General features: G+C 72.5%; 17 protein-coding genes. 12 read left to right on the top strand and 5 right to left on the bottom strand.

What is annotated here, in order from left to right; all coding sequences use genetic code 11:
* Positions 1-28: 28 nt before the first annotated feature.
* On the top strand, positions 29-862 hold the full coding sequence (locus OG946_RS13935; protein WP_326796436.1) for a DUF6202 family protein: 834 nt from the start codon (positions 29-31) through the stop codon (positions 860-862).
* A gap of 7 nt (positions 863-869) precedes the next feature.
* Entirely contained in the window at positions 870-1,895 is a 1,026-nt protein-coding gene (locus OG946_RS13930; RefSeq protein ID WP_326796435.1) for a GNAT family N-acetyltransferase, read from the top strand.
* Positions 1,896-1,918: 23 nt separating this feature from the next.
* Here the strand turns inward: OG946_RS13930 and OG946_RS13925 are convergent, their stop codons facing one another.
* Entirely contained in the window at positions 1,919-2,812 is an 894-nt protein-coding gene (locus OG946_RS13925) for an ATP-grasp domain-containing protein (RefSeq protein WP_326796434.1), read from the bottom strand.
* A gap of 200 nt (positions 2,813-3,012) precedes the next feature.
* Between OG946_RS13925 and OG946_RS13920 the strand changes: the two genes are divergently transcribed.
* The 8 genes from OG946_RS13920 (at position 3,013) to OG946_RS13885 (ending at position 14,280) form a co-directional block, all read left to right on the top strand.
* Positions 3,013-4,659, top strand: a complete 1,647-nt coding sequence (locus OG946_RS13920) for an AMP-binding protein (RefSeq protein ID WP_326800243.1) — start codon at positions 3,013-3,015, stop codon at positions 4,657-4,659.
* Complete coding sequence (locus OG946_RS13915; protein WP_326796433.1) at positions 4,656-6,251, top strand: MFS transporter; 1,596 nt, start codon at positions 4,656-4,658, stop codon at positions 6,249-6,251. Before OG946_RS13920 ends, OG946_RS13915 begins: the two co-directional genes overlap by 4 nt.
* Positions 6,244-7,386 carry an NAD(P)/FAD-dependent oxidoreductase gene (locus OG946_RS13910; RefSeq protein WP_326796432.1) on the top strand — a complete coding sequence of 381 codons (1,143 nt, stop codon included), beginning with the start codon at positions 6,244-6,246 and terminating at the stop codon, positions 7,384-7,386. The genes OG946_RS13915 and OG946_RS13910 overlap by 8 nt, the downstream gene beginning before the upstream one ends.
* A gap of 36 nt (positions 7,387-7,422) precedes the next feature.
* Positions 7,423-10,458, top strand: coding sequence for a non-ribosomal peptide synthetase (locus OG946_RS13905; RefSeq protein WP_326796431.1), 3,036 nt, complete (start codon positions 7,423-7,425; stop codon positions 10,456-10,458).
* A 92-nt stretch (positions 10,459-10,550) separates the two neighbouring features.
* The gene (locus OG946_RS13900) at positions 10,551-11,534 is read left to right on the top strand and encodes an aldo/keto reductase (protein ID WP_326796430.1); all 984 of its coding nucleotides are present in this window, start codon (positions 10,551-10,553) and stop codon (positions 11,532-11,534) included.
* Positions 11,531-12,280: a sulfotransferase family protein gene (locus OG946_RS13895; protein ID WP_326796429.1), complete on the top strand. Its 750-nt coding sequence runs from the start codon at positions 11,531-11,533 to the stop codon at positions 12,278-12,280. The genes OG946_RS13900 and OG946_RS13895 overlap by 4 nt, the downstream gene beginning before the upstream one ends.
* Positions 12,281-12,302: 22 nt before the next feature.
* Positions 12,303-13,139, top strand: coding sequence for a family 3 encapsulin nanocompartment shell protein (locus OG946_RS13890; RefSeq protein ID WP_326796428.1), 837 nt, complete (start codon positions 12,303-12,305; stop codon positions 13,137-13,139).
* Positions 13,132-14,280, top strand: a complete 1,149-nt coding sequence (locus OG946_RS13885) for an MFS transporter (RefSeq protein WP_326796427.1) — start codon at positions 13,132-13,134, stop codon at positions 14,278-14,280. Before OG946_RS13890 ends, OG946_RS13885 begins: the two co-directional genes overlap by 8 nt.
* Positions 14,281-14,319: 39 nt before the next feature.
* On the opposite strand, the gene OG946_RS13880 is transcribed toward OG946_RS13885, so the two are convergent.
* The 3 genes from OG946_RS13880 to OG946_RS13870 all read right to left on the bottom strand — a co-directional run bounded on the left by OG946_RS13880 (position 14,320) and on the right by OG946_RS13870 (position 15,416).
* On the bottom strand, positions 14,320-14,745 hold the full coding sequence (locus OG946_RS13880) for a hypothetical protein (RefSeq protein WP_326796426.1): 426 nt from the start codon (positions 14,743-14,745) through the stop codon (positions 14,320-14,322).
* Between the two features lie 112 nt (positions 14,746-14,857).
* Positions 14,858-14,998, bottom strand: coding sequence for a hypothetical protein (locus tag OG946_RS13875; protein ID WP_326796425.1), 141 nt, complete (start codon positions 14,996-14,998; stop codon positions 14,858-14,860).
* A 157-nt stretch (positions 14,999-15,155) separates the two neighbouring features.
* Positions 15,156-15,416 carry a hypothetical protein gene (locus OG946_RS13870; protein WP_326796424.1) on the bottom strand — a complete coding sequence of 87 codons (261 nt, stop codon included), beginning with the start codon at positions 15,414-15,416 and terminating at the stop codon, positions 15,156-15,158.
* A gap of 182 nt (positions 15,417-15,598) precedes the next feature.
* Between OG946_RS13870 and OG946_RS13865 the strand changes: the two genes are divergently transcribed.
* Both OG946_RS13865 and OG946_RS13860 read left to right on the top strand, forming a co-directional pair.
* The gene (locus tag OG946_RS13865; protein ID WP_326796423.1) at positions 15,599-16,564 is read left to right on the top strand and encodes a TrmH family RNA methyltransferase; all 966 of its coding nucleotides are present in this window, start codon (positions 15,599-15,601) and stop codon (positions 16,562-16,564) included.
* A gap of 323 nt (positions 16,565-16,887) precedes the next feature.
* Positions 16,888-17,142, top strand: coding sequence for an acyl carrier protein (locus tag OG946_RS13860; RefSeq protein WP_326796422.1), 255 nt, complete (start codon positions 16,888-16,890; stop codon positions 17,140-17,142).
* Here OG946_RS13860 and OG946_RS36090 read toward each other — a convergent pair.
* On the bottom strand, positions 17,128-18,006 hold the full coding sequence (locus tag OG946_RS36090) for an ATP-binding cassette domain-containing protein (RefSeq protein ID WP_442814615.1): 879 nt from the start codon (positions 18,004-18,006) through the stop codon (positions 17,128-17,130). The genes OG946_RS13860 and OG946_RS36090 overlap by 15 nt on opposite strands.
* Positions 18,007-18,009 lie beyond the last annotated feature (3 nt).

Here is an 18,009-nt window from a genome sequence, read left to right as displayed (position 1 = left end):
ACATCCCGACGGACATCCTGGAGTGCATGTGACTGTTGCAGCGGAACTGCCCGCCGTCGACCGGAGCCGGCTCGACGACCGGGTGGAGGAGCAGATCGACAAGGCGCAACTGCGCCGGACGGACAACCCGTTCTTCGCCGCCGCGCGCAACGCCGGCGCCGTCACCCCGGAGGCCGGGCTCGACATCGCCGTGTGGTGGCGGGCGATGACCAAGAGCTTCATGTTCACCACGCTGGCCGGGCTGGGAGTGATCGCCCGTTCCTTCGCGGCGGACCGCGACCCGTCCCGTACGCTCCTGGGCGCCCTCCAGACCGTCTACCGCGTCATCGGCGACGACCTGGACAACACCGCCCCCGAGTTCAGCTCGGTCGCGCCCCGCGGGCCGGCCGGCATCCACTACGTCTGGTGGGACGACACCATCACCGCGCCCCTCGCCGCACGCGTGGGCGAGCCGGAGCGCGCCCGGGCGCAGGAGCTGCCGGGCCCGGTGGCGGAGCTGCTCGCGAACATGGACCGGCTCGCCGTCTCCCCCCACGGCGCCGCCGTGCAGTTGCGCGTCGTGGAGACCATCGCGCTCGACATCGCGGTGGCGTTCCGGCGGATGTACGGGAAGGTGACGGCGGGCGGCGAGAAGGTCTTCACCGAGAAGGAGCAGTTCGCCTGGATCGACGCCCACATCAAGGCGGAGACGGTGCACGCCGCGCAGGTCAGCGATGACGAGACCGGCATGACCACGCTGGTCACGGACGACGCGGACGCGGCGGAGTTCCTGCGGCTGGTCGAGGAGTACGCCGGCAGCTTCTCGCGCGCGCTGAAGTGCTTCGCACGGCGCCTGGCCGAGCCCGCAACGGCCGGCGCGTAGCCCGGACATGGAGCTGCGGGACCACTACGGCCTGGCGCTCGCCGTGATCGAGCCGGCGGAGCTGGACCGCCGGCCCTGGGCACAGGTCCGGGAGCGGATCGACTTGGTCCGGCTGCCGGAGCCGCCCGCGGGGCTGGCCGGTGAGCTGGCCGCGCGCGGCTTCGTGGTCAAGCCGTCCGCGGTGACGTGGCTGGCGGAGCTGGGTGCGGACGAGGCGGCGTTCCTGGGCCTGCTGGAGCGGGCCGACCGGCAGTCGATCCGCAGGGCGCAGCGCCGCGCCGCCGCGGCGGGGCTGCGGGAGGTGGTGGCCGACCCCGTCACTCCGGAGCTGCTGGACCGCTTCCTCGTCCTGTACGCGGCGCGCGTGGCGCGGATGCGCTTCGGCGTGCCGTTCGCCCTGGACTACCGGGACACGGTCCTGAACGGCCCGGACAAGTTCTTCGGCGTCTTCGCCGTCGCCGGGGACGGCGTCGGCGGCGGGGGCGCGGACGGCACCGACGTCGTCGGCGGCGTGCTGGTGCTGGAACGGCCGGACATCCGGACCGCGGTGCTGCGGTTCTCCGCGGTCAGCGCGGGGTGGCGGCGCCGCAGCCTGCCGCGGGCGCTGTACACCGCGGCGCTGCGCATCGCCCGGGAGAAGGGGTACGAGTACGCCACGCTCGGCGACGAGCCGAACCTGTCGGGGCACCTCACCAAGCCGGGCCTGTTCGTGTTCAAGGCCGGGCTGGGCTTCCGGCCGGTGCCCGCACAGGACTTCACCGACCCGGCGGGCACGGACGAGGCCGACCTGGTGCTGCGGCTCGGCGCACTCAGCGACCCGACGCTGATGCTCGGCTATCCGGCGTCCGCGCCGGGCGGCGAGCATACCGGCGCGGGCGGCAGGGGCGGCAGGGGCGGCGGGAGTAGCCCCCCGGCCGCCGCCGGCGGTCCGCGGCAGCTCGCGGTCAACCTCGTCTGCGAGTCCCCGGTGAACACCGCGCTGTACGCGGCGCCGTCGCTGGCGCCGACCGTGCTGCGCCGCCCCGGCGGTTGACGGAGCCCGGCGGCGGTGCCTGATCAGCCCGCCGCCATGCTCCGCTCCACCCAGTCGAACACGCCGCCGAGCACCTGCCGGTGCTGTTCTCTGCCGAGCAGCGACAGAAAGCCCGGCACCGCGTTGACCTCAAGGATGACGTAGCCGTCGGGGGTCGGCAGGACGTCGAGTCCGGAGAGTGTGAGGCCCAAGGCGCGGGTCGCCGCCACCGACAGCTCGATCAGCTCGTCGGGAGCGTCGAAGCGCTCGAAGCTGGAGCCCTCCAGCGTCTTGCAGCGCCAGGACCCGGCCGCCGGCAGCTTCAGCATGTTGATCGGGGCGACCTCGCCGGCGACGGTGATCCGGTACTCACCGCCCTCGGTGGGGTGGTACGGCTGGCACACCAGCGTGCGGTGACGGGAGAGGAGTTCCTCGGCGAGTGCCTTGTCGGCGGCGTAGTCGGCGATCCGCTCGACATCCTGCCCGCGGTAGCCGAACGACGGCTTGATGATCACCGGGCCCCATGCGGCGCACGCCGCCTCGATCTCGGCGGTGGTGGTCACCGACCGCAGCGGCGGCACGGGCAGCCCGGCCGCCGCCAGCCGCTGCGCCATCTGGAACTTGCTGTACCCGGTCAGCCACGCCTCCGCGGGGTCGAACATGCGCGGCCCCGGGGTGTCACTGAGCATCGTCAGCCGCTCGACCCGGTCCTGCCAGTCGTCGCCGTACAGCTTGGCCCGGTTCAGGATCGCGTCGAAGGCCGCGGCGGGCTCCCCGCGCAGCGACAGCTCCACGTCGCCGCCGGGCCCGGTGCGGTACGCGATCTCCTCCAGCGTGAAGAACGACATCTCGTGCCCGCGTTCACGCCCGTACTCCACGAGGCTCGGGCCGTCGGGATCGATTCCGGTGTAGTCCCAGCCCAGCAAGCCGATCTTCACGGTGCCTCCCGTCGGGTGCGTGGCGACGCGGCCCTCCGCCTTCCCGTGCCCGGAGCCTCCCGGCAGGACGAACTCCCTGTCAAGGCCGTTGGCAGCACAAGAAATTGGCCACACAAACGGTCTACCGCTGGGCCGGACCGTCCCGTTAGCATCAGCCGCCATATTCGTGCTTGCGTACGAGGGGGAATGCCGCGGTGGGCATGTGGGGAACGCTCGTCACGCCAGGCCAGGAACAGGCCGACGCGTACCGCACGGCGGGCTGGTGGAGGGACGAGACGTTCCTCGACGACCTTCTGGCGGCGGCCCGTTCACGCCCGGAGCACCCCGCGATCATCGCGTACGAGGGGCGCGATCGCGCCAGGACGCTCACCTACGCCGAGCTTGCGGACGTCGTCGAGCGGTTCGCGGCGGCGCTGGCGGCGCTCGGCGTCGGACGCGGCGACGTCGTCGCGCTGTACATGCCGAACCGGTGGCAGCTCACCCCGCTCTTCCTGGCGTGCCACCGGATCGGCGCCGTCACCTCACCGGTGATCCCCGCGCTCGACGTTCGCGAGCTGGCGTACGTGCTCACGGAGAGCGGCGCGAAGGTCTGCGTCACGGTCGACCGGATAGGCGAGACCGACTACGGCGCCCGGCTGGCCGAGGCCGCACCGAAGACGCTGGCGCACCGGGTGGTGGTCGGCGACGCCGCCGCGTCCGGGGCGCTGGACTTCGAGGAGTTCTTCGTACGGACCGACCACCCGCCGGTGGCGCCGGCCGCCCGGCTCGGGCCGGACGACCCGTCACTGCTGCTCTACACCTCCGGCACCACCGGCCGGATGAAGGGCGTGGTGCACAGCCAGAACACCCTGCACGCCGCGGTGCTCGCGGTCTCCCGGCCGCACCGGCTGACCGCCGGCGACATCATCTCGATCCCGGCCTTCGCCACGCACATGGCCGGGTTGACCTACGCCTGCTACATGCCGCTCCTGCTGCACGCCACCTGCGTCACGCAGTCCGACCACCTCGACGTGGAGCTCTTCCTCGACCTGCTCGCCGAGCACCGCATCACGTGGGCGTACGCCGCGCCGGCGCGGCTGGTCGACATGCTGGAGATCCAGCGCGGTCAGCCGCGGGACACCTCCGCCGTGGTGCAGGTCGTCTCCGGCTCGGCGCCCATTCAGCCGCGGCTGATCTCGGAGATGCGGGAGGTCTTCGACCTGCCCGTGCGCGCGCTGTGGGGCATGACCGAGAACGGCGCGGTCACCGTGACCCGGGACGGCGACCCGGAAGGCTGGGCGGCGCACAGCGACGGCCGGGCGGAGCCGTCGATGGAGGTGCGCATCGACGCCGGGCCGGGCGGGCCGGAGCCCGCCGTGGGCCGGCTGCTGGTCCGCGGCGCCTCGCAGTGCCTGGGCTATCTGGGCCAGCGCGAGGTGTACGAGGCGTGCCTGGACGCCGACGGCTGGTTCGACACCGGCGACCTGGCGCGCCACGACGGCCGCGGCGGTATCCGCATCACCGGCCGCCGGGTGGACCAGATCAACCGCGCCAACGGCCAGAAGATCGCCACGCTGGAGGTCGAGTCCGTCCTCACCCGGCACCCGAACATCCGGGAGGTCGCACTCGTCGGCTACCCCGATCCTCAGCTTCCCAGGGCCGAGCTGGTGTGCGCGGTGGTGGTGGCGGACGGCGAACCGCCGACGCTGGAGTCGGTGCACGCGCACCTGGCGGCCGAGAAGATGGCCCGGGTGCTGTGGCCGGACCGGGTGCAGTTCGTCTGGGAGCTGCCGAAGAACTCGCTGGGCAAGGTGCTGCGCCATCCGCTGCGCGAGCGCCTTGAGATCGAGTACGCCGCCCGCCGATGACGGCCTCGCCGGGCTCCCCGCCCCCCCGGGGGTCCTCTCCTCCGCCGGGGTCCGCGGAGCCCGGCGGCGCCCCCGCGTTCCACGCGGCGCGCAGGCGGCGCTCCGTCGCGCTCCTGGTGATCTCCACGGCGCAGTTGATGTTCCTGCTCGACGCGACCATCGTCAACGTCGCGCTGCCCAGCATGCAGCGCTCGCTCGATCTGTCGGGCTCCGACCTGGAGTGGGTCGTCGCGTCGTACTCGATCGCCTTCGGCGGGCTGCTGATCCTGGGCGGCCGGTGCGGCGACATCCTGGGCAGGCGGCAGGTGTTCACCGCCGGCATCGCGCTGTTCACCGTCGCCTCGCTGCTCGGCGGCATGGCCTGGGAGCCGTGGCTGCTGGTGGTGTGCAGGACGGCGCAGGGCGTGGGCGCGGCGGCGGCGTCGCCGGCCGCGCTCTCGCTGATCGCGGTGACGTTCCCCGAGGGGCCGGAGCGCAATCGGGCGGTGGGCTGGTACACGGCGGTGGCCACGGCGGGCGGCGGCGTCGGCATCATGGCCGGCGGGCTGATCACTTCGTATCTCTCCTGGCGCTGGGTGCTGTTCGTCAACGTCCCGATCGGGGTGGCGATCCTCGCCGTGAGCCGGCGGGTGCTGAAGGAGACGGAGCGGCGGCGCGGCGCGTTCGACGCGGCGGGCGCCGTCACCGGGACGCTGGCGGCGCTGCTGCTGGTCTACGGGCTGATCGACGGCGCCGCGGACGGCGGCAACTGGAGCTCTCCCGCGGTCGTCGGAGCGCTGGTGCTCGCGGCGGTGCTGCTGCCGGTCTTCGTGCTGGTGGAGAAGCGGAGCAAGCAGCCGCTGGTGCCGCTGCGGCTGTTCGCGGGCCGCACCAGGCCGGGTACGTACGCGGTGTTCGCACTCACCAGCACCGCAATGTTCGGCATCTTCTTCTTCCTCACGCTCTTCTTGCAGCGGGTGTGGGACTACTCGCCATTGAAGACAGCGTTCGTGTACATCCCGCTGACCGGGCTGCTGGTGCTGGGCGCCAAGGTCAGCTCGCGCCTCGTCGCGGTGGTCGGCACGAGGCCGCTGGTGTGCGGCGGGCTGCTGGTCGCGACGGTCGGCATGCTGTGGCTGTCGCGGATCGGGGACTCCGCCGGGTACGTCACCGGGATGCTGGTTCCCACGGTGCTGACGTACGCGGGTCTCGGTGTGGTCAGCGTGCCGCTGACGATCGCCGCGCTCGCCGACGTACCGGACGAGGACTCGGGCGCCGCCTCCGGCCTGTTCAACATGTCCCGGCAGATCGGCGGCGCCACCGGCCTGGCCGTGCTCGGCACGGTGGTGTGGGCGACGGTCGAGGCGCAGGGCCACGCGGACGCGGAGGCCGCGCTGTCCGAGGGCGTCGGCCGCGGGTTCCTCGTGGCGGCGGGCGTCACGGCGCTCGCCCTGCTTCTCGCGCTGCTGACCGTGCCGGGGAGGGCCGAGCCGGGACCGCCGGCGGACGTGCGCACCGCGGCGGGCGGTACCGACGGGCCGAAGACGAAGGCCGGGCCGTCGGCCGGTACCGCCGGTCCGGCGGAGCCGGGAAGGGCGGGTGACGGTGGCTGACGTCCTTGTCGTCGGGGGAGGCATCGCGGGTGCCGCGGCGGGATGGTTCCTCGCCAGGCAGCGCGGCGGCAGCCGGGTGACCCTGCTGGAGGCGGAGGGTGCACCGGGGATGCACGCGACCGGGCGCTCCGCGGCGCTGTTCAGCGAGTACTTCGGCAACGCGGCGGTGCGGGCGCTCACCAGGCACAGCCGGGCCTTCTACGCGGCGCCGCCCGCGGGCTTCGCCGCCGGCGCGCTGCTCGCGCCGCGCGGCGTGCTCGCCCTCGGCACCCCGGAGACCGCCGCCGCCTTCGAGGTGGCGAAGGCCGCGGGGGCCGGCGCACCGCGGCCCGCGGTGGAGCTGACCGCCGCGGCGGCGCTGGCGCTCTGCCCGCTGCTCCACCCCGGCGCCTTCGACCGGGCGCTGCACAAACCGGGCGCCTGCGACATCGACGTGGACGCCGCGCACCAGGGCTTCCTCCGCGGGCTGCGTGCCGCCGGCGGCACGGTGGTGACCGGTGCACGGGTCACCGGGCTCGGCCGCCGCGGCGGCCGGTGGCACGCCGCCACCTCCGTCGGCGGTTTCTCCGCGCCGCTCGTCGTCAACGCCGCCGGCGCGTGGGCGGACGACGTTGCGCGCCTGGCCGGCGTGGCGCCGGCCGGGCTCGTCGCGTATCGCCGCACCGCCGCCCTCGCGCCGGTACCGGACGGCCACGACGTCACCGGCTGGCCGATGGTCACCGACGTCGCCGACACCTTCTACGCCCGCCCCGAGCCCGGCGGCCTGCTGCTCTCCCCCGCCGACGCGACGCCGATGGTGCCGGGCCCGGTGCGGCACGACGACACCGACGTGGCGCTGGCGATCGCGCGGTTCGAGGCGATGGTCGCACTCCCGCTGCGGCACGTCTCGCACGCCTGGGCGGGGCTGCGCACCGCCGCGCTCGACGACACCCCTGTGATCGGGCCCGACCCGGACGCGCCGGGGTTCTGCTGGCTCGCCGGACTCGGCGGCTACGGCATCCAGACAGCCCCCGCGGCCGGCGAGCTGCTCGCCGCCCTCGCCGCGGGGGACGCACCACCCACCGCACTGCGCTCGCTCGTCGCGGACGTCACCCCTGTCCGCACCCGCACCCGCACCCGCACGGCACCTCTCTGACCTCAACACCCTTCCGGGAGAGAGAGTTCGCTGGACATGTCGGATACGATCTGGCACCTCGCCGGTGGCCGGGCCGACCACGGCCCGTACCGTCCGGTGACCGCCCTCATCGAACAGCAGCGTGGCCGCACGCCGGACCGCCCCGCCGTCACCTACCGCGGCACGACCGAGACCACGCTCACCTACGCGGAGTTCGACGCGCTCGCCAACGGCCTGGCCGCCGAGCTGGCCGAGGCGGGGGTGCGCGCCGGAGACGTCGTGCCCGTCGTCCTCGGCAACAGCCTCGAACTGCCGCTGTGCATGGTGGCCCTGATGAAGCTCGGCGCCGCCTTCACGCTCTGCGACCCCGCCTGGCCCGAGGAGCGGCTGCGCGCCGTGCTCGTGCACCCCGCCCCGCGGCTGGTGCTCACCGCGACCGCCGCCGTCGTGGAGCACGGCGCGCACGTGGTCGCCGCGCACCGCATCCGTCCGCGCGGACGCGGGCCCGATGTGCCGGCGCCGGGCGCGGACGCGGTGGCGTACGGGGTGTTCACCTCGGGCAGCACCGGTGCGCCGAAGTGCGCGCTGAACCTGCACCGCGGGCTGACCAACCGGCTGCGCTTCATGACCCGCTGGTTCGCCGCCACCGGCGACGAGGTCGTCCTGCAGAACAGCCGGCACACCTTCGACTCGGCGATCTGGCAGTTGCTGTGGCCGCTGACGACCGGCGGTCGCACGATCGTCCCAGAGCAGGGCGAGTTTCTCGACCTGGAGCGGACGGTGGAGATCATCCACCGCTACCGCGTCACCGTCACGGACTTCGTGCCCGCGATCCTCGGCATGCTGCTGGCCCTGCTGGAGGCCGAGCCCGCGGAGGTGGCGAAGGTGGCGTCGCTGCGCCACCTCGTCGTGGGCGGCGAGGAGATCATCCCGCACGCCGTGCACCGGCTGCGCGAGCTGGTGCCGGGGCTTGAGATCACCAACGGCTACGGCCCGTCCGAGACCGCGATCGGCATGGTCTTCCACCGCATCTCCGGCGAGGAGGGCGACCGCATCCCGCTCGGCCGCCCCATCGACAACTGCTACGCGGTCGTCGCCGACGACACGCTCACACCGCTGCCCGCCGGCCGCACCGGGGAGATCCTCGTCGGCGGCGACTGCATGGGCGCCGGCTACCTCGACGACCCGGAGCGGACCGGGCAGGTCTTCGTGCCGAACCCGTACCCGCAGATCCCCGGCTCGCGGCTGTACCGCACCGGCGACCTCGGCTGGTTCGACGAGGCGGGCCTGCTGCGCTTCACCGGCCGCCGCGACCGGCAGGCGAAGGTGGACGGGGTGCGCATCGAGCTGGCCGAGGTCGAGACGGCGGCCGAGGGGTGCGCCGGGGTGATCCAGGCCAAGGCGCTGACCGTGCGGCGGGGCGGGCGCAACAAGCTGGTGGTGGCTGCCGCCGCCGAGGAGGGCACCGCGCCGGCGGCGCTCCGCGCGCACCTGACGTCGGTGCTGCCGCGCATCCACCTGCCGCAGCACTGCTTCGTCCTGGAGTCGCTCCCGCTGACCGACAACGGGAAGGTCGACCTGGAGGCGCTGCGCCGGATCGTGGCGGAGAAGCTGGAGGCCGGCGTCCGATCCGCCGCCCGCGACGGCGACCCGCCGGCGGAACGCGTCGCGGACATCGTGCGCGGCGTCCTCGGGCTGCCGGACTTCGGCGTGGACGACGACTTCCTCGCCCGCGGCGGCGACTCGCTGAGCGCGCTCGGCGCCACCATCGCCGTGCGCGACGCGCTCGGCGTGCCGGTGGCCGTCTCCGACCTCTACACCCACCGCACCCCCGCCGCGCTCGTCGTCGCCGTCCTGCGCCGTACGGCGCAGGACGGCGACGACGAGCAGGAGGAGTCGGCGCTGATGGAGCGCGACGCGCTGCCGCCGGAGGACCTGGCGCACGCGGCGGCCCGCGCTGCCGGTGCCGCCGCGGTGCTGCCGCCGCGTACTGTGCTGGTCACCGGGGCCACCGGCTTCGTCGGCTCCCGGGCGGTGCACCGGTTGCTCGACGGCACGCCGGCCCGGGTGGTGTGCCTGGTCCGCGCCCGCGGCGACGCGCAGGCCAGGAGCCGGATGGTGGCCGCGCTGCGCGCCCAGGGGCTGTGGGAGGAGTCGCTGGGGCAGCGGCTGGACGCTCGCGCCGGCGACCTCGCCCTGCCCCGCTTCGGCTGGCCCGCGCGGCGGTGGGAACGGTACGCGGCTGAGTGCGACGCGGTGCTGCACGCCGGCGCGCTGGTCAACTTCCTGCTCGGCTACCGGGACCACCGCGCCGCCAACGTCACGGGGACCGCCCACGCGCTGCGCTTCGCGCTCGCCGGCCGGCCGAAGCCGCTGCACCACGTGTCCACCCTCGGGACGCTCGACCGGCATGCGCTGCACGCCGGCGCACCGCTCGGCGAGGACACCGACCCGCGGCGGGTGACGGTTCCGGTCAGCGGCTACAGCCGCTCCAAGCTGGTGGCGGAGAAGCTGCTGCTGCGGGCGCGCGAGCTGGGCGCGCCGGTCACGGTCTACCGGCTCGGCGAGATCATGCCGGCCGCGGACAACGGCGTGCCCAACCCGCGGGCGCTCACGCACCTGTTACTGTCCGCCATCCACGAGGCCGGGGTACGGCCCGCGGTGCCGATGCGCACCGACTACACGCCGGTCGACGAGACGGCCGCCCGGCTCGCGGCGGGGCTGGCCGAGGGGCCGACCGGTGCGGACTACCACGTCTTCCGCACGGAGAGCGTCGACCTGGCGGACGGCGGCCTGTCCCCGGGCGGCGCGGCAGACGGCGGGGCGCCCCCGCTGCCGCCGCGGGAGTTCATGGCCGCGCTCGCCGCGGCGGCCGAGGCCGACGAGCGGTCGGCCTCCGCCCTGCTGCACGCCGTGCTGACCTCCCTCCCGGCCACCGGGGCGGACGGAACACCGGACTTCGCCGGGCTGTTCGTCGACAACCCGCGGCTGTTCACCAGGGCCGGGTGCGCGGCGCTGGACGAGCGCCACGGGCTGCGTGACGGCCCACTCGACAAGGCGTTCGCCGCCTACCGCGCCACGCTCACCGGCTGACAGCGAGAGCGGCCCGGCCGGCGCGGCGGCCGGGCCGGACGTACCACAGGCAACCCGACGGAACCGAACGGAAGTGCGACGAAAGGGAACTCGTGCGGAATCGGACCATGGGCCGGCTCGGCTGGCAGGTCAGCGAGATCGGCTACGGAATGTGGGGCATCGGCGGCGGCCCCGGCGGCTTCACCGGCTGGGACTACGACGTCGCGCCCGACTGCCTGGACCTGGCGGTGGAGCTGGGCTGCACCTTCTTCGACACCGCCTGGGTCTACGGCAGGGGGGTCAGCGAGCAGTTGCTCGCGGCGCTGCTGAAGCGCCACCCCGAGCGGCGGCTCTACACCGCGACGAAGGTGCCGCCGCGCAACCGCGAGTGGCCGCCCGGCAAGGACGACACGCTCGACGACGTCTTCCCGCCCGACCACGTGCGCGAGTACGTGCACCGCAGCCTGGAGAACCTCGGCACCGACAGCATCGACCTGCTGCAGTTCCACGTGTGGGAGGACAGTTGGGCCGGCGACGAACGCTGGCAGCGGGTCGTCGCCGGCCTCAAGGCGGAGGGCGTGATCGAGGGCTTCGGCATCAGCGTCAACCGCTGGGAGCCGGAGAACTGCATGCGGGCGCTCGACACCGGCCTCGTCGACGTCGTCCAAGTGATCTACAACATCTTCGACCAGGCGCCGGAGGACGAGCTGTTCGAGCGCGCGCAGCGCGACGGCATCGGCATCATCGCCCGGGTCCCGTTCGACGAGGGTGGGCTGACCGGCACCCTCACCCGCCAGACGGCGTTCCCCGAAGACGACTGGCGCGCGGTCTACTTCGGCCCGGACAACCTCGGCCCCACCGTCGACCGGGCGGAGGCGCTGAAGAAGGTGCTCCCCGAGGGGATGACGCTGCCCGAACTCGCGCTGCGCTTCATCCTCCACCACCCGGCCGTGAGCACGGTCATTCCCGGCATGCGCAAACCCGCTCACGTGCGCGCCAACGTCGCGGTCTCCGACGCCCCGCCGCTCGACGCCGAGCTCCTGGCCGAGCTGCGCCGGCACCGATGGGACCGGCGGCCCACGGCGTGGTCGATGTGAGCGGGGGCGACGGCGCGGGGGCGCGGGCGGGCGTCATCGCCCTGTGGGCGCACCCGCGCTCGGTGTCGACGGCGTTTCTGCGCATGATGGCCGAGCGCGGCGACGTCACCGTGGTGCATGAGCCGCTGGTGCTGCTCACGGACCACGGCGAGGTGGCGCTGCCAGGCCCCGGCGGCGGCACGACGACCGTGCGGTCGTACGCAGCGCTGCTCGCGCACCTGGCCGAACTGGGCGCGGCGGGCCCGGTGTTCTTCAAGGACACGCTGGAGTACCGCTACGACCACCTCTTTGCTCACCCCGGGTCGATCGCCGGGTTCCGGCACACGTTCATCGTCCGCGAGCCCGCGGCGACCATCGCCTCGCACCACGCCGTCAAGCCGGAGTTCGCCTGTGGCGAGGTCGGCTACGAGCACCAGTGGGCGCTGTTCGACCTGGCGTGGAAGACCACTGGCGTCCGGCCCGTGGTCGTCGCCGCGGAGCGGCTGCTCGCCGACCCGGCCGGCACGGTCGCCGCGTACTGCGCGGCGGTCGGCCTGCCCTTCCTGCCCGCCGCACTGACCTGGGCCCCGGGTGAACTGCCCCAGTGGCGGCAGAACCGGCGCTGGCACCTGGACGCCAGCGCCAGCTCCGGCTTCACCGCCCCGCGCTCCCGGCACCAGGTCACCGTCGAGGACGACCCGCGGCTGCGCGCGTACTACGACCACCATCTCCCCTACTACCAGCGGCTCGTCGAACACGCCCTCTGAAACCCGGCACAGGAGGAGAGACATGCCCGCGACCGAGATCCGCACCGCCACCCCCGGTGAGCAGTTCGCCCACGCCTTCCGCACCGACCCGGCGTCGGCGGAGGTCCGCTTCGACTTCACGCTCAGCGACGCCTTCCAGCCGACCGTGGACCGCCCCCGGCTGACCGTGCGCAACCTCTTCCGCAAACAGCGCGTCGACACCGGCGCGCTCGTCTCCTGGTTCGAGTCCCGGCCCGGCGGGTCCGCGCCCCGCACGGCGGGCGAGCGGCTACGGGAGGCGGACTTCCGCTTCGCCACGGCGGCGTACGGCGTCGCGCCCATCGCTGGCTGGGTGCAGATTCCCGACCGGCTCGCGGACGAGCCGGAGGCGCTGGCGTCGTTCGTCGACCGCCGCCTGATGGTGCGGCTCGGCACCGCGGAGAACCGCGCGCTCACCGTCGACCTGCTGCGCCACCCCGACCTGGCGCCGCTACCGTACTCCGGCTCGTACGTGCAGGGGGTGCTGGCCGCCTTCGACGAGATCGAGCAGACCGGCGGCACCGGGCACGCGATGATCGTCAACCCCCGGGACTACTACGGCGAGCTGGTCGGCTCCGGCAGCCTGCTGACCGACCTGGCCCGGGAGAAGGTCATGATCTGCCGCAACCGGCACGTGGCGCCCGGCCACGCGATCGTCGGTGACTTCGCGATGGCGGCGCGGCTGCTGGAGGCCGGCCACTCCGTGATCAAGGTGGCGGAGCCCCCGCCCGGTACCTTCGCGGCGCCCGGCACCGCTGTGTGCGCCGAGGTCTACGAGGGCGTGGCCCTGCAGTTGCCGACGCACTTCTACCACGTGGTCCCGGGAGGGGCAGATGACTGAGCGGTGGGCACGCACCTTCGCCGGCCTGATCGCCGCGCTGCTCTGCACGTTCACCGCCGTCGGCATGGTGATCCCGATCATCCCCAAGCTGGTCACGGACGAGCTGGACGGCTCGGCGTTCGAGGTGGGCGTCACCTTCACCGTCTCCGGCGTGGTGGCGCTGCTGGTGCGCCCGTACGCGGGGCAGCTCGCGCAGCGCACCGGCTGCCGCCGGGTGATGTTGTTCGGCGCGGTGCTCATCGTGGCCACCGCCGGCCTGTACGCGCTGCCGTTCGGCCTGCCCGGCCTGTACGCGGCGCGGGTGCTGCTGGGCGTCGGCGAGGCGATGCTCTTCATGGCCGGGTCGCTGTGGACGGTGGCGCTGGCCCCGCAGGACCGGCGGGCGCAGATCGTCGGCTTCTACGGGCTGGCCATGTGGAGCGGCTTCGCCCTCGGCCCCGTGCTCGGCGAGCTGGTGCACCGGGCGGGCTCGTTCGGCGCGGTGTGGGCCACGGTCGCGGCGCTGCCGGCCGTCGCATTCTGCGTGATCTTCGCGCTCACCGACCGGGTGGAGCGGGGCGCCGCGGTCTCCCGCAAGCTGCTGCCGCGCTCGGCCGTGCTGCCGGGGGTGTCGCTGGCGTGCGGCTCCTTCGGCTACGCGATGGTGGCGGGCTTCGGGGCGCTGGCGATGACGCACCGCGGCGTGGCCCACGGGTCCGTCGTCGTCAGCGCGTTCGGCGTCGCGTACGTGACGGTGCGGGTGGTGGCGGGCCGGATCCCCGACCGGGTCGGCGCGCTGCCGGTAGTGGTGTTCTCCGCGTCGGTGGAGGCGCTGGGCATGGTGCTGATCGCGTTCGCGTCCGACCTGTGGCTGGCCGCGCTCGGCGCGCTGATCGCCGGCGGCGGCTTCACGCTGCTCTATCCTGCGCTCGCACTCCTCACCATCGACGCCGCGCCTGAGTCCGAACGCGGCGCCGCGCTGGGCGCCGTGACGTCGTTCTTCGACGTGGCCATCGGCCTGGCCGGGCTGATCGGCGGCGCGCTCGCGGGGGTCAGCTACACGCTGACGTTCCTGATCGCGGCCGGTGCCGTGCTGGGCTCGCTGTACGCGGGCACGGCCGCGGCCCGGGCCGCGGCGGCCCCGGACCCGGCGGCGGCCTGAGCCACCGGGCCGCGGCCCGCGGCGATCCGCAGCGCCGCGCTACTGGGGCCAGCCGGCAGCCGGGTCGTCGGAGCCCTCGCCCTCGTACCGCTCCGCGCAGCGCTTCTTCACTTCGCGCTCCACCAGCTTCCGGGCCGCGGCGTCGCCGTTGTTCCGCCGCTCCTCCCTGGCCTGCTCGACGACATCGAGCAGGATCGTGTTCTGCCCGTCGGACAGGCCCTTCTGCTGGTAGTCCGACTGGCTGCCGCCGCCGGGTTTGAGCTGGTCGTGAGCCCAGTAGGTGATCAGCCGCACGCATACGGCCTCGTGGGAGGTCGCGCTCGGGGCCGGGGCGGCGGACGAGGAGGACGGCTCCTCACTTCGGTCACTCCGGCCGACGGCGTCGTCCGAGCCCCCGCACGCGGTCAGCGCGACGGCGAGCAGCGCGGCCGGCACGAGTAACGATCGCGTTCGCGTCATCGCCATGACCATGACCGTACGCGAACGAGGCCGCCGTCGGCAGCGCAACAGCCGGTCCGGCCGCATCCGACCGACCGGCTCCGCCCGCGACGCCACCGCCGCCTTCCCGACGACCGGGTCATCGCCTGCCCGTGGGCCGGACCTGGGGGCTCGCGGTGAGGGCAAAGAAGCGATCGACGGCGGTGGCCGCGGCGGCGCGGACGCCGTCCTCGCCCGGCGGAGCCTCGCCGGGCAGCACGCAGATCTGCAGATCGCGCACGTAGATGGTGTCGAGGCTGTCTGGTCCGAAGCCTTCCCTTCTTCCGCCGGTCGACCGGTGACGGCCCGGTCGCGGCTGCCCGTTACCTTCTTCATACCTCGCAACGGGGCGCCCAAGCTTGAGCCGGGCCATGACCTCCCGCACAGTCAGCAACTCCTCAGCCACCCGCCAGCAGTGCCCGCAACCAGTCACACGTCGAGCACAGCGGTTGGACCAAGCCGGCGACAACAGGTCTCCGGGCAGCCCGTCGCAGCAGGATGGTGGTCAGCGTGCGGTACTCGGTGGACCGGCGCTCGTCCTCGGCCCTGCCGGATGTGGTGAAGACCTGCACGCCGTGCTCGCGGACCCGGTCGAAGAAGCCGTCGGCGGTCTGGACGCGCGACGTTGACCGCGAACAGCGACGCATGCTCGCCTTCACCGCGGCGGATGATCCCGGGTATCCCGGGTTCCCGATTTCTTCAGGGTGATGAACACCGCATCAGGGTGACTGTGAGCGCACTCAGCCCTCCGGTCAGGCCCTGTACCATCGCGGCGAGCTCGAACGGGTTGTGACCGCCCGTCAGACTGGTTGGATGCCACGACGACGAAGGAGCCCTCACGGTGGCGGCGGCGTCGGTCACCGAGCGGTCGGACCCGCTCGTGCGGCTGGCGACCGCGCGGGAGGCGGTGTGCCGAGCGAGGAACTGCGTGTTGGCGTTGTGGACGCTGCGTTACCATGAGCCATTCCGACACCGATGGAGTGGCGACAGGACAATGGTGAAACTGCAACATATCGGGGCGCAGCACCCGCGGATTCGCCAGATCATTTCGATTCAAAGGAACTCGGCACCGAACCCGCACAAGCTCTTCGTCGCTGAAGGTCTGTGGGCGCACAACCTGCTGCTCGACAATGACGTGGAGGTTGACGCGTTCTTCTGGTGCCCGGAAGCCGCTTACGGTGATGAGGCCCGCAAGCGCGCCGAACAGCTCATGGACCGCGCTCATTCGGCTTACCAGATATCAGCGAAGACGCTTGAGCGCATCTCCGAGCGAGACCGGCCGGATGGGTTGGTATCACTTGCGGCCCTCCCGAGGTATACGCCGGAGGAGGTGCAGCTACCGCCGAACGCGCTGGTGGTCATCGCCGATGGCATGGAGATCCCCGGCAACCTTGGCACCCTTATCCGCACCTTCGACGCCTGTCGCGGTGATTGCTTGGTGCTGACGAACCGTCGCACTCGACTCACGCATCCGAAAGTGTTCCGGGCCAGTCAGGGAATGTTGCTGACGACGCCCATTGTCGAGTTCGACCAGATCGAGGACGCCGTGGCCTGGCTGCGCGCATGGGACGTCGACGTCTACCTCAGCGATACCAGAGACTCGCGTAACTATCGGCAGCACGATTACGGGAAGGGTCGCACGGCGATTGTTCTCGGCGCCGAGAAGTACGGGATCCCGAAGGCATGGAACCAGCCCGACTTCAAACGGGTGTTCGTGCCGATGCTCGGCCATGCCGACTCGCTCAACGTCTCCGTCTCGGCGGCCGTCCTGTTGTATGAGGCCAGGGCGCAGAAAGAACGATGGTGACCTAGTACGACCTCACCGGGAGCCGTAGCTCAGGTACACCCTGACCGGAGCGTTCTCGATCCGGCCTGCCAAGGCCGCGACCGCGTGGGCCCGCACTCGGTCGCGCAGCTCGTCGGCGTCCCAGGTCGCCCGCGCCAGGAAGCCCTGCAACCGGTCCGGACCAGGGCACCTCACCAACCCGGCGACACACGGTGATCACCGGCGTAGGATGCGACGGTGTCGAGTGTCGGGAGTGGAAGGCCGGGTGAGGGGTCACCCCGACGCTACGGCTACATTCGTGACTGAGCCCCGACCGGGACGCGATGCGTAGGAGGTTGCCGACGATGGCGGTGCACGAAGGAGACATTGCCCAGGTCTGGGCAGACGTGATCGGGGTGGATGTCTCCGAGATCGACATGGTCACCAGCTTCTTCGATGTCGGGGGAAACTCGTTTCTGCTGGTCAAGTTGGTCGACGAACTGAAGTCGGTCCTGGGCATCGAGACGGACATCGTTGAATTGTTGGAGTATGCAACGATCGAGGAGTTCGTTTCCCACTGCAATTCTCGGCTTGAAGATGCCGAGTCAGAGCCAGCTTGACCACAACCGGGCGTAGGTGCCGCCCTGGTCGAGAAGGTCCTGATGGGAACCGATCTCGACGAGCCGCCCGTGCTCCATGACGGCGATCCGGTCCGCGTCGTAGGCCGTGTGCAGACGGTGCGCGATCGCGATGACCGTGCGACCCTCCAGCACGGTCGCGAGCGCCCGCTCAAGGCTACGGGCCGGTCCCGGGCTTATCTGAGAGGTCGCTTCGTCGAGAATGACCACCGGTGGATCCGCCAACAACAGCCGGGCGAGGGCAAGCTGTTGCGCCTGCGCGTCCGTCAGGGACTCCCCGCCTGCGCCGACCGCGGTGTCCAGCTTCTCCGGAAGTTCGGCGAGCCAGTCGCTCGCGCCGACCGTTTCCAGCGCCGTCCACAGCGCGAGGTCGTCGGGCTGCGCCCGCACGTCCCGACCGGCCCGGGAGGTGGACATCTCAAGGTTCTCCCGGAGCGAGCCGCCGAAGACGTAGTGGTCCTGGGTGACCAGCATCACGTGCTGGCGCAGTTCGCGCAGCGGAATCTCGTGCAACGGGACGCCGGAGATGCGCACGCTGCCGGCACGTGGGTAGTAGACCCCGGACAGCAATCGGGCGAGCGTCGACTTGCCGCTCCCGGTCTGACCGACGATGGCGAGCCGCTCGCCCGGCCGTACCGTGAGGTCGATCCCGTGCAGTACGTCCGGCCCGTCCTCGTAGCCGAACCGAAGGGCACTCGTGGACAGGTCAGCCGAGGATATGACGCTGTCCGGGCTCTTCGGTGCCGGCTTCGTCTCCGTGTCCACGACGCCGAGCAGACGCGCCAGCGAAACTTTTCCCTGCTGGAGCGTGGGCACCCAGTCGAGAAGGACTTCGAGGGGAACCATCGC

Source organism: Streptomyces sp. NBC_01808, from assembly GCF_035917395.1.
Taxonomy (GTDB): Bacteria; Actinomycetota; Actinomycetes; order Streptomycetales; family Streptomycetaceae; genus Streptomyces.
The sequence above is the reverse complement of the archived record's forward strand: the minus strand, read 5'-3'. Positions and strand labels throughout refer to the sequence as shown.